The sequence below is a fragment of the Helicobacter sp. 11S02629-2 genome, from assembly GCF_002272875.1.
Taxonomy (GTDB): domain Bacteria; phylum Campylobacterota; class Campylobacteria; order Campylobacterales; family Helicobacteraceae; genus Helicobacter_I.
In genome coordinates this window covers 77,752-89,837 of the sequence record NZ_MLAN01000002.1, presented here as the reverse complement: position 1 = coordinate 89,837, position 12,086 = coordinate 77,752, and the positions used below count along the sequence as shown (strand labels likewise).

Below are 12,086 nucleotides of genomic sequence, written 5' to 3'. Positions count from 1 at the left end.
ATGGATTCTATCTATAATGAAACTTATGAAGATTTAAAAGCAAAGTATGGCTTTAGGGCAACGCAGATTTATAGTTGGCTTTATCAAAAGTACGCCTTAGACTTTGAGTGTATGAACATTAATAAAGAGCTAAAATTAGAGCTAAGTGAAAAGTTTTGTATCTCTTGTATCAGCCCAGTTGAGATAAAAAAAAGTATAGATGGCACTAAAAAGTATCTTTTTAAAACACAAGATAATTTAAGCTTTGAATCTGTATTTCTTAAGATGAAAGAGAAGAAAAAAAATGCCGAAGGCATCATCATAGAAAGCGAAAAGTACACCTTTTGTGTTTCTTCTCAAGTGGGCTGTAAGATGAACTGCAGTTTTTGTTTTACTGCTAAAGGCGGCTTTATAAGGAATCTTAAAGCTAGCGAGATAGTAGAGCAAGTTGTCGCTCTAAAAAGGGATAATGAAATAGAAGCCTTTAAAAGTGTAAATATCGTTTTCATGGGCATGGGTGAGCCGCTTGATAATTTAAAAGAAGTAGTGCGTGCTATAAATATCATCTCTTCAAAGTTTGGTTTAAGTATAAGTCCTAAGCGTATAACCATCTCAACTTCTGGAGTGGCTTCTAAGATAAAAGAGCTAAGTGAGCTAGATCTTGGCGTGCGTCTTGCCCTCTCACTTCACGCTGTAGATGATGAGCTTAGGTCACAACTCATGCCGCTTAATAAGGTCTATAATATCAAAACCGTATTAGATTCTATAAAAAGCTTTAAGCTTGATAAAAGAAGTAGAATCTTGTTTGAATACTTAATCATCAAAGATGTAAATGACGACTTAAAAAGTGCAGCAAAACTTGTAAAGCTACTAAATCCTTTCAAGGCTAAAGTTAACCTCATCCCTTTTAATCCTCACGAGGGCAGTCCCTATGAAGCTCCAAGTATGGAAAGGATTACAAAATTTTCAGATTTTTTATATAGCAAGGGCTTGCTTGCTACGGTTAGAAAGTCGCGTGGTCAAGATATAGATGCAGCTTGCGGGCAGTTACGCGAGAAGTATCTAGCAAAGCAGGATTAGAAAAGCACTAGAATATGAAATCTTAGATTCCATAAAGCCAGAACAGTTTTTTAAACACCTAACTGCTATGACTGCTAAAGCAGCCTAGCGTCAAGATAATATAAAGATTACTATTAAGCGTTCATTACTCCTAGTGTCAGTAAAGCTACTATATCTTATAGCTTATGCTAAATTTCGCATTAAACCCGGGCTCATAGATTGGGTAGCTTGCTTCATCGCTATCTTTTGGATTAGCAAAGACTTCTTTTCTAGGAGAGGCTGGGTTAATATAAAGCCTATTGATAATGTTAGTAAAGGCTAGTCTAAGCGTTAGATTATCATGTTTAGGAGGGGTGTAGTTTATATAGAGGTTATGTGTGTCATAGCCAAACTTTTGATAGTTTTCAGTTGTATTAAAGTAAAGGTTATAAGCACTAAATTCTCCAGTTGTAAGCACCACACGGCTTAACCAGCCAAAGCTTAAGCCCCAGTCTTTGATATCATAGTTTAGATTTAAAGTTAAAGTAGCTCCTGTAAAGGCACCTAACTCAAAGCTATCTGTTATCCCATAAACTCCTTTATAAAAAGGAAACTGTTGGCTTGCTCCAAGACTTGCACTAAAGCCACCATACATGACTTTTCCTGCTACCTCATAGCCTAGGATTTCTACGTAGCCTGGCATATTAGTTTTCAAGAAGGCGTGTTCATCTTCTGGGTCAGTATTAAAGTAGCTATTTATAAAGTTGTGTATGGTTTGATAGTAGAGTGAACCTCTAAGATTAAAGTGATCACTTTGATAGTTTATGTCTAATTCTGTGTTTTGGGCTTGCTCACTTTTTAGATTCTTATCGATGTTGGCATCTACGCTATAAAGCAGAGAAGCATCTGTTGGCTTAGCCCCTCTCATAGAAAAAGCATAGCTAAGCTTGATGTCTAAAGGGTCTATAGGAGTGTAGACTAGGGCTACGCTTGGGCTTATGTTATTAGTATTATGCACTTGGTTAAACTTATCTACGTAGTTATAAAAGTCATATCTACTGCCTGCTTGGAAAGATAAAGAATCTAGTAAGTGGTAGTCTAGACTTACAAAGCCTCCTATGATGTTTGCATACTCACGCCCCCTGTTTGTAAAGCCTGCAGCTTCTTCTACAGTGTGACCATGAGGGTCTGTCCTAAAGTCATTTCTTAAGCTTTGATAGATAAGCTGATAGTTAAGCCCGTATTTAAATAAGGAGTCATTTTTCCCAAAAGTGTTGGTGAAAACTAAGTCACTTCCTGCAGTTTGTACTGCTATGTTTAGTGGTCTTACTTCATCATCATGATCTTTTGCTTCTTCCATAGCTTCTGGGCTTGAAGATGAAACTACAGTCGAAGGATCGCTATCATCCCCTGCTAGCGGGTATAAAAAAAGCTTTTTTTGAGAGTAGTAAGTGTTCCAGTTGGCTTTAAACTTCTCAGTATTGTACTCATACTTAAAGCTTCCTTGGTTGTTAAAAAGGTCGTTATTATAAAGAGGGTTTTCAGTTGGTATAAAGACATTAGCCGCAAAAGGCGTTATGGTGTTACTAGTCATGAAGTTATAAGTAAACTCTAAGGAGTTTGCTTCATTTAACTCAGTTGTGATTTTGGCAACTACGTTATCAGAGTTGTTTTTACTTGACTGGACTTTTTCGTTTCTATCACTTGGCTTTACAAAGTCACTACGCCCATAGATAGTGCTTCCTGCTCTGTAGTAAGGCATATACTGCTTAGAGTAGTAGACCATAACGCCAGTTTTACCTAAAAAGCTATTTGCATCTTTGCCTAAGATTCCATAAACTGCAGCACTACCATCAAGCCCAAAGTTACTAAAGGCACCTAGATCTAAGATAGCACCATATTTTTTCTTACTTCCCCTTAGCATATCAAAGGCATTTTTTGTCTCTACCTTCATAGAGCCTACTAGTGCACCTGGCCCACTTTCTGGACTAGCATAGCCTTTTTGTATGGTTATACTTTTTATGATGGCAGGGTTTAGGTTGATACTTCCTTGGTGATGGAAGGCATTACCCCCTTGGGTGATGCCATCTACACTTACATTAAGCATCTGCTCTTCTAAGCCTCTTATATAAAGTTTAGAAGCTATCTGGCTTCCTCCACCTACTTCAAGACTAGAATCTGCTTGGGTTATATCCCTTATATTACTAGCTTGGGTGTTGCCTAAGAACTTATCTCCTATAGTTAAAGTGTTTTCAAAAGTGCCTGTGTGAACCCTAACTCCTACAGTATCTATAGCTTTTAATGTGTGCATCTTGTGCTTAAAGCTTTCTGGTTTAGTCGTGTCCTTGCTTGCTTCTTCTGCTAGTAAGGTGTGACTTAAAGCCATGCTGATACCTAAAAACAAGACTGCATGTTTTACAGTCTTAGTATGCCTTGATGTCGATTTCATACTTTTTCCTATTATCTATTAATTATGATAACGATTTTATACATCATTATAAGTATTAAGATATAGCAAAAATAATAATATCTAGCTTAAATGCCCTTATTAAATACTTTAAAGTAACTTTTTGTCATACTTAAAAAATACATTTTTTAACTTTGCTATAATTGGCAAAAGTACAAATTTTCCCCATAGAGGAGTTTTGATGACACAAGAAGAGCTAGATTCCTTAATGTCTCAAGGTGTTGATGATTTAGAAAATCTAGATTCCCAAACATCACAAACTGCATCCCAAGATGAACATACTACATCAGAAGAGATGGAGCCAATTAGCCATGATGAAGACATAAAGGCTGAGTATATAGACCCTGCACGCTATAGGGCTGATGCAGGTAGGAAGTGGCCACCACCACCGCCTACAGAAGAGCATAAAGTAGTACACCAGCTAGATGATGTAACTAAAGATTCTGAAGTTAAGATGACTGAGATTTTTGATCAACTTGAAGTTATAAGCAGTGCTGCTACTAATATAGAAAAGCAGTCTAAGGCACTAAAAAAGTACTTTAGTGCACAAGAAGAACTCTTTGAAACACTCTCAGCTAGATTCCCAAACATAGAGACTTTTAAAAAGGCTTTAGAGGACACAAAAGAGATAGCAAAGAAAAATGCCAACCTTGCAGATAGTGCTATGGAGTGTGGTGATGCTAGTATGCAGGCTATGGATATCATGCAGTATCAAGATATACACAGACAAAAGATAGAGCGCGTAATAAACGTTATGCGTGCTTTAAGTCAGTATATGAACTCCTTGTTTGAAGGGCGTGTTGAAGATTCTAGGCGTGTGGGCTCTGCTACTTATATAGCTGGTGATAGAAGCGATGAAGTAGCTACTGAAGATGATATAGAAGCACTCATTGCTTCTTTTGGTAACAAATAAAAAGCTGTGAGTAAACTAAGCGTCTACCTAAAAGATCTAAAAGCGCTTGCACAAGGTCTTTTTAAAAAAGAAGATTCTATAAAAAGCTCTGAAAAAAAATTTGGAGATGTGGAGTTCTCACAAGTAAGCACTAAGACTTTTAAGGGTGGCTTTAGTGCTTTAGAAGTGCTTTTTGTGATAATCATACTAGGGATAATTGCAAGTATAGCCCTCCCTAAGATTACCCTAACTCGTAATAGTGCCCAAGCAGTAGCCTATCAAACCGACTTACAAACCATAATAAGTGGCACACAAGAATATGCTTTAATAAATGGCTTTAATGTTAACAACGCCACTCCACTTTGGCTTATGGGCTATCTTCATCTCTCTCCAACTAGATGGGTGGTAAGTGGAGATAGCTTAAAGATAGGCAGGGAAGGAAAAGAAGACTTGGTTAATAACTGCATAACTATAAGTTTTGATGGTATAAATGCCTTGCATATAAGACTACATAATGCTTCTGGGACTTTATCACCTATGTGTGAGGCTATACTTAAGCACTATCCAAGCTCTGAGATAAATGTACCACTAAGTCGCGCACTATGACTTATGTAGCTAATTTTAAAAGCGTAAAATCCCTACTCATAAGTTAAAATAGATCAAGACATATAATAAGGAGACTTAACAAAATGGCAACTATAAAAGAAGTTCATGCACACGAGATACTAGATAGTAGGGCAAATCCAACAGTACAAGTAAACATAACCTTAAGTGATGGAAGTATAGGAAGTGCTATAGTCCCAAGTGGAGCAAGCACTGGTAAAAAAGAAGCCTTAGAGTTAAGGGACAAAGACCCAAAACGCTATCTTGGTAAAGGTGTGCTAGAAGCTTGCTCTAATGTTAATACGCTTATAGCAAAAGAGATAGTTGGCATGGATGCCCTAGAGCAATCAAGCCTTGATACCTTACTGCAACAAATAGACAATACTGCTAACTTTTCTAAGCTTGGGGCTAATGCCACTTTGGGCGTTTCTATGGCACTAGCGCGTGCTGCAAGCAATAGCCTTCATCTCCCACTTTATAAATACATAGGCGGTATAAACGCTGGCATCCTTCCAGCTCCTATGCTTAATATCATTAATGGCGGTAGCCACGCTGATAACAACGTAGACTTTCAAGAATACATGATCATGCCTCTTGGCTTTGACTACTTTAGCGAGGCTATGCGTGCAAGTGTAGAGATCTATCATCACTTAAAAGCTTTGCTTAATGAAAAGGGCTTAAGCACTGGAGTTGGCGATGAAGGAGGCTTTGCACCAAACTTGAAAGATAATAAAGAACCTTTAAGCCTTATTATGCAAGCTATAGAAAAAGCTGGCTATAAACCCGGCGTTGATATCTTTATAGCCCTTGATGTAGCAAGTAGTGAGCTTTATAAAGATGGACTTTACCATCTTGAAGGTGAGGGGTTAAAGTTAGATTCTAAAGGGCTAGTAGACTACTATGAAAGCCTAGTTGATGCCTATCCTATAGTATCTATTGAAGATGGCTTAGATGAGGATGACTGGACTGGCTGGGAGTATCTAACAGCTAAGCTAAAAAATAGAATCCAACTAGTTGGCGATGACTTATTTGTCACTAACTCAAAGATTCTAAAAAAAGGCATAGAAGAGGGCATAGCTAATGCCATCTTGATTAAACCTAATCAGATAGGAACTATCACTCAAACTATAGACACAGTAAGACTAGCCCAAAGAAACAGCTACAAAACCATCATAAGTCATAGAAGTGGAGAAAGTGAAGATAGCTTTATAGCTGACCTTGCAGTTGCTCTAAATAGTGGCGAGATAAAGACAGGTGCACCAGCACGTGGTGAAAGAACGGCAAAATACAACCGCTTGCTAAATATAGCCCATAAAGACTCAGGCACTTGCTATGTAGCTAGAACACTTTTTAATAAGTGCAAGATCTAGCTTGATAAAGATACTTTTTGCAAGAAACTAGCCAAAAGTCTACTATGTCAGAATCTATAGATAAAAAAGAAGATAAAGATATCTTAGAAGCCAAGGCTTCTAAGACTGCAAGTCCTAGCAGTAAGGATACTACTCTTAGATCTAGTCTTTTAGATTCTGCACCTATAGATGATATATTTTCCACTAAAGATGACATGGGTATAAAGCTAGTAGATATAAGTGAGCAAGCAGAGATAGATGAGATAAAAAAGATAGAAGACAGCAAAGAAAGCAGCGATGTAGAAAATGCAGATTCTAGTATAGATAGCTTAAGTGAAGTTATAAACCTAAAAGAGATAGATAGCCTTGAGATACTTCCTACTTCTAAGCCATCTTTAGCAGAGCAGTCTGCTAGCTTGCCAGCTGATGAGATAGTAGATGTGGTAGAAAAAGACCTTTCTAATCTTTTTGCAGATGATGAAAGGCTAGATGTAAAAGTAGATTCTAAAACAGATTCTAAGATAGATGAGAAAGCCGCTAAAAACTCTAAACTAGATCTAAAAACTGTAAAAAGTGATGTTAAAAACTTGCTTCATAGTGCCCTTAAAAAACAAGGCACTCAAGGCACCCAAACTAAAAAATCTTTAAGCGTGCAAGATGATGCTTCTACTACTTTTAAAAGCAAGCTAGAAGAAGCGCTTTTTGATGGACCTAGTGCTTGTGATATAGATGATGATAGTAATACATCTACAGATACAAACACTTCTATAAACAACCCACCTAATAAAACTAGCCCAGAACTCAAAGATATAGAATCTAAAAATATGGAATCTAAAAAAAAAGACGACCTAAAAGATGATCTATTAGATGAAGATTCTAAAAACCTTGAAGCCTTAAAGGCTAAAGATTTCAATCAAGAAGAAGCTAGCGACCAAAGCGTTATAGCACAAGATGCTATGTCTTTTAAGTCTCAAGCAGCAAAGGCTTATGAAGAGATAAAAGATATAGATGTAAGTCTTAAAGAAGATGATACTAATACACAAGACTTAAAAGAAGAAACTTCTAATATACCTAGTCAAAAAGAACAGATTCAAAGCCAAGCAAACACTAAAGATACCGCTACTAAGCCTCAGCACAAAGATAAAGATATAGAAAAAGAGGTCAAAAAAGCAAGGCATGAGGAAGAAAAAAGAAGGAAGCTAAAAGAAAAAGCCGAGTTAAGAGAAGCCTTTGATGGAGGTAAGGGGTCTAATCTAAAGTATGCCCTTTACTCTAATAGACTAGCACTTATAGTATTTGGTGTAGCCATAATAATAGTACTTGATGTCGCCTATCTTCTTTTTGGCGATAACTCTTTTGGAATCTTAGAAAGGCTTAGAGGAGAGGAAAAGACCCTCTCAGCCCAAGTAGAAGCTAGCCGCTTAGAAAATGCCGCCCTTCATAAAGAGTACTTAGAGTATCTTTCCTTAGAGCCTCCAACTAACATCTCTACTAGCACAGCCACCACGCCAAGTGCTAGCACTACTCAAAACCAAGCACTAAAAGCAACCACGACGCAAACACCTCCAGTAAGTGCTAAATAGACAAGGAAGTTGATGCTAGATTGGAAAGGGTTTGTTTCTAAAAGCTTATTAGAAGAGCCTTTATCTTCTTATAAACAAGCCTCTCTTAAAAGCTTAGTTTTTCCAAGGCAAGATTTACTATTTAACGCTTTTAAGCTTACACCTTTAGAATCTTTAAAAGTAGTCCTGCTTGGTCAAGACCCCTATCATAACGCCTTTAGCTTCCCTATAGATTCTATAGACCCTAGAAGTAAGCCTTATATCTATAAAGTAGATGGCAACCTTGCTTTGATCCCTCAAGCCATGGGGCTAAGCTTTAGCACGCCTTTTATGCTTAAGCCTGCACCAAGTTTAAAAAATATCTATAAAGAGCTAGCCACTTCTATAGACTTTAAGATACCAGCACATGGAGACTTGAGCAAGTGGGCAAAAGAAGGCATACTGCTAATGAACTCTATCTTAAGCGTAGAGGCTAATAGCCCAGCAAGTCATAAAAACTTTGGCTGGGAAAAAGTCACTGATGCCATCATCAAAAATCTTTCCTTGCAAAAAGAAGGCTTAATCTTTATCTTGCTTGGTAACTTTGCTAAGAGTAAAGAGGCTTTAATAGATTCTAAAAAACACTTTATACTAAAAGCCCCCCATCCTAGCCCACTAGCTAGAGGCTTTATAGGATCTGGCATCTTTAAAAAGATGGATGAGATCTTAAGAAGTGAAAATATAAGCTTAGATCTTAGTTTATAGGCTTTTGGTAAAGCTTTTATTTAAAAAGCAAGCTTGAGCGATCTAGGGCTTGCTGATAGTTAAGCTATAGCTTAACCTTTCTTTCTTCTTTTTTAGTTTTTAAGATTCCTAAACATAAAACTTACTAGTATGGCGCGTAATCGTATCTATCTTTTTAAAGGAGTTTTTATGGTAAGCAAAACTCTTAAGATTAAAACCTTAAAGCTAGCCCTAGCTAGCCTTTTATCCTTTGGCACACTAGCCTTTGGAGAAGGAAGTCAAGCTTTAGAAAACAATATAAATGGGCTTAAGTTTATGGTAGGTGGTGCTGTAGGCACTGATGCAAGTGCTACTAAGTCTAGCCAAGGAGTGACTTTTAACAACTTAGTTGCCACTACATGCCCTAGCATCAAGACATAAGTCTTACTCATCATGCTTATGAAGCTTTATAAGATAACCAGTGCTATTAATAAAGTCTTTTGCTACATTAAAACTAAAGCTTATATCACTTAGCAAAGAGGTTGCGACATCTACTTCTAAAAGCTTATTAGATAGAAGTTTTTCTACCTCCTTAAGCGCGTTTTTATCTTTTAGCTTAAAGCTTTCTTTTAGGTTTTTAAGACGCGTTTTAGATTCCATAGAATCTTCTTTAAAAGTTAGCACCTCTTCTAGTTCACATATTAAAAAACCAAACATTAGCCTAAGCTGCAAGTACTGCTCAGTTAGAATCTTATTTTTAGAGTTGGCAAACTTGCGAAGGTGTGTGTGCAAAGTGATTAGATTCCTAGTGGCTTCAGCAAGGCTTCTAGCACTGTTTTGTAAAGCAAAGATCTCTTTACTAAACTTCTCATCACCAGATGCTAGACTAAGGCTTGAAGAAAACTCTATGATGCCATCAAAGATGGCCCTTATCTTTTGGTCATATAAGTCTTTTAAGCTTATATCCACCCACTCATAGTTGTCTAAGTCGCTTGCACTTAAGCTTCCTTGCTTTAACTTATCAAGCGAAAGTCCAACACTTACGCTTAAGACGTATCTAGCGTTAGAAAAAAGATGCCTTACTTCTCTTTGCAAGGCCTCTGTGGCTGTGTTTATATAAGGTATAAGACTTGGGTCTATGTACCTAGGCATATCCACTTGGCTTTTTTTACTTTTTAGCATCTTATTAAGAGCTTTTTCAAAAAGGGGTATAAAAGGTGTCATTAAAAGCACGGCTATGACGTTATAAGTCGTGTGAAAAAGGGCTATCTTTAAAGTGTAGTTTTTTGGGTCAAACCTAAAAAGGTCATCTAAAAAGTTTACTATGTCTTTGAAGTAGGGCAAAAGGGCTATGCAAACTATGGCGATGGCTATGTTAAAGATAGTATTGCCAATGGCTAGCTTTTTAGAATCTAGACTTGCTGATATAGAGGCTATAAGGGCAGTTACTACACCTCCTACATTTGTGCCTATGACTAAGGCTAGTGCATTATCATAAGTGATAGTTCCGGCATTTAAGGCTAGTATTATGATAGTTAGTGTGGCAAAGCTACTTTGTATGATAGAAGTTATAACTATACCAAGGATAAAAAATATACTAAAGGCTAAGACATAGTTTTTATCTCCAAAGTTAAAGCTAAAAGAGTTAGCATAGCCATTAAACCCAGTCTTTATATAAGCTATGCCTAAGAAGAAAAAGCCTACACCTGCTAGTATCTTACCTAGGGCTTTAAGATTTATATTATCTTTCATAAACATCATAAGCACGCCTATGGCAATTAGTGGCATGCCAAGTATAGATATGTCAAGCTTTAGTCCAATGCCAGCTATTATCCATCCACTAGTAGTACTCCCAATATTTGCCCCAAAGACTATGCCTAAGGCCTGTCCTAAGGTGATAAGTGAGGCTGAAAGGAAAGAAAGACTAAGGATGGTAACTAGCGTTGAGCTTTGCATTATCATAGTAGTTAGGGCACCAAAGATGACGCTTGTAGTTTTAGTGCCTGAAAACTTTCTTAAAAGTTTTTCTAAAAAACCGCCATTTATCTCTTTAAAGCCTTCACTTAAAAACATCATGCCAAGTAAGAAGATAGCAAGCCCAGCAGCAAAGTACTGCACGGCGTGATTTCTAACCATAAAAACTACTATAAGCACGGCTATAACTAAGACTATAATCACTTTTAATCTGTGTTTTTTCACCATAAAATCCTAGTTTTTGTATATAAAAAAAGCCTCTCCCTACCTTGTAAGGGTAGAAAAAGGCAAATGTTTTAAAAGGCTAAAAGTGTAAAAGGCTAGGAGTCTAAAAGACTATTTAGATTCCTTGTGAGGGCTTGCTACTGAGTTATAAGCCTTAGACTTAGAATCTACCCAGATATTTGGTACAGCGCCACCGGGCATTAACATGATTTGCGCGTTTTTGTTAACTTGTAAGGCTTCATTAAACTTAGCTTGAGTTTCTATCTCTCTAAGTTTTAAGAGGTTATTACTTAGTGACTGAGATATCTCTTTGTTAGCTGTGCTTTTTGCCTTTGCTTCTATAACTGTAGCTTCAGCTACACCTTTGGCTCTTGTGATGCTTGATTCTGCTTCACCTTTACTAAGGGCTATCTTTTTAGCTGCTTCTTGTCTAGCTATCTCAACTTCAAGTTTTGCTTGCTCACTTCTTTGTCTAGCCTCTTGGACTTTTTCAATCTGTGCTCTTATGTTAGTTGGAAGTGAGATTTCTCTTAGTTGGACTGAGCTTAGTCTAACTGCTGGGTTGTCTCCACTTGTAAGTTTAGCCCTTATGTCATCTTCTATCTTGTTAGCTATCTCATTTCTTTTGTTTGGAAGCTCTTCTGCTGGGTAGTTACCAACTACTGTTCTAACTGCTTCTAGTACTACTGGGCCAATTATCTTATTCTCCCAGCCCATGCCATAGCTTGCTATAGTTTGAGGTGCTGTAGCTGCATTTAACTGATACTGAACTGTAAGCTCGATAGAAACTGTAAGACCTCTAGCGTCCATAACGTTTATAGCGCCACTTCTTAAAATCCCTTGATTAGCCCTAGGGAGAGAATCTTCTAAGCCTGTAAAGTTCCAAGTTCTAACTTTAGTATCAACTATGATTATCCTCTGAATGCCCGGTATAAAGAAGTGTATACCCGGTTGAAGTGGGACGTTATCATACTTTCCGGTTGTAACTTTTATCCCTATCTCACCAGATTCTATAGTTTCAAATGGCCTAGCTATGATAAGTATGATTACTATTATGATGATTATAATTAGCGAGATACCTTTCTTACTAGAAAAAAAGCTGCCTACACTTCCACCGCCATTGAAGTTAAAGCCCTGAGGTCTTTTTCTTGGGCCTTGCTGTCTGTTGTCATCGTTTCTATTGTTGTCATTTCTATCGTTTCTATCATTTCTTGGAGAGCCCCCTCCTTGTTCACGTTTTCTTTTTAAATGCTCGTTTAAGTCTATTGGCATAAAGCTCCTTTGTTTTTATTTAA

The 12,086-nt window shown here is 37.3% G+C and carries 10 protein-coding genes; 7 read left to right on the top strand and 3 right to left on the bottom strand.

The genetic code is table 11. The features are described from left to right. Window positions 1–1,059: a 23S rRNA (adenine(2503)-C(2))-methyltransferase RlmN gene (rlmN, locus tag BKH40_RS01735; protein WP_095276300.1), complete on the top strand. Its 1,059-nt coding sequence runs from the start codon at window positions 1–3 to the stop codon at window positions 1,057–1,059. Window positions 1,060–1,207: 148 nt separating this feature from the next. Here rlmN and BKH40_RS01730 read toward each other — a convergent pair whose 3' ends face one another. Beyond that, on the bottom strand, window positions 1,208–3,466 hold the full coding sequence (locus BKH40_RS01730; RefSeq protein WP_095276298.1) for a TonB-dependent receptor: 2,259 nt from the start codon (window positions 3,464–3,466) through the stop codon (window positions 1,208–1,210). 199 nt (window positions 3,467–3,665) lie between these two features. Here BKH40_RS01730 and BKH40_RS01725 point away from each other — a divergent pair, with 199 nt between their 5' ends. From BKH40_RS01725 to BKH40_RS01700, 6 genes are all read left to right on the top strand, one after another. Further along, window positions 3,666–4,397 carry a chemotaxis protein gene (locus BKH40_RS01725; RefSeq protein WP_095276296.1) on the top strand — a complete coding sequence of 244 codons (732 nt, stop codon included), beginning with the start codon at window positions 3,666–3,668 and terminating at the stop codon, window positions 4,395–4,397. A 6-nt stretch (window positions 4,398–4,403) separates the two neighbouring features. Beyond that, window positions 4,404–4,982 carry a prepilin-type N-terminal cleavage/methylation domain-containing protein gene (locus BKH40_RS01720; RefSeq protein ID WP_095276294.1) on the top strand — a complete coding sequence of 193 codons (579 nt, stop codon included), beginning with the start codon at window positions 4,404–4,406 and terminating at the stop codon, window positions 4,980–4,982. A gap of 83 nt (window positions 4,983–5,065) precedes the next feature. Continuing rightward, window positions 5,066–6,349, top strand: a complete 1,284-nt coding sequence (gene eno, locus BKH40_RS01715; protein WP_095276292.1) for a phosphopyruvate hydratase — start codon at window positions 5,066–5,068, stop codon at window positions 6,347–6,349. Between the two features lie 17 nt (window positions 6,350–6,366). Further along, window positions 6,367–7,911: a hypothetical protein gene (locus BKH40_RS01710; protein ID WP_095276290.1), complete on the top strand. Its 1,545-nt coding sequence runs from the start codon at window positions 6,367–6,369 to the stop codon at window positions 7,909–7,911. A 12-nt stretch (window positions 7,912–7,923) separates the two neighbouring features. After that, complete coding sequence (ung, locus tag BKH40_RS01705) at window positions 7,924–8,634, top strand: uracil-DNA glycosylase (protein ID WP_095276288.1); 711 nt, start codon at window positions 7,924–7,926, stop codon at window positions 8,632–8,634. A gap of 168 nt (window positions 8,635–8,802) precedes the next feature. After that, complete coding sequence (locus tag BKH40_RS01700) at window positions 8,803–9,033, top strand: hypothetical protein (RefSeq protein ID WP_095276287.1); 231 nt, start codon at window positions 8,803–8,805, stop codon at window positions 9,031–9,033. Window positions 9,034–9,036: 3 nt separating this feature from the next. Here the strand turns inward: BKH40_RS01700 and BKH40_RS01695 are convergent, their stop codons facing one another. Both BKH40_RS01695 and BKH40_RS01690 read right to left on the bottom strand, forming a co-directional pair. Further along, complete coding sequence (locus BKH40_RS01695) at window positions 9,037–10,791, bottom strand: Na/Pi symporter (RefSeq protein ID WP_180675058.1); 1,755 nt, start codon at window positions 10,789–10,791, stop codon at window positions 9,037–9,039. A gap of 111 nt (window positions 10,792–10,902) precedes the next feature. Next, the gene (locus tag BKH40_RS01690; protein WP_095276284.1) at window positions 10,903–12,063 is read right to left on the bottom strand and encodes an SPFH domain-containing protein; all 1,161 of its coding nucleotides are present in this window, start codon (window positions 12,061–12,063) and stop codon (window positions 10,903–10,905) included. Window positions 12,064–12,086: the final 23 nt, after the last annotated feature.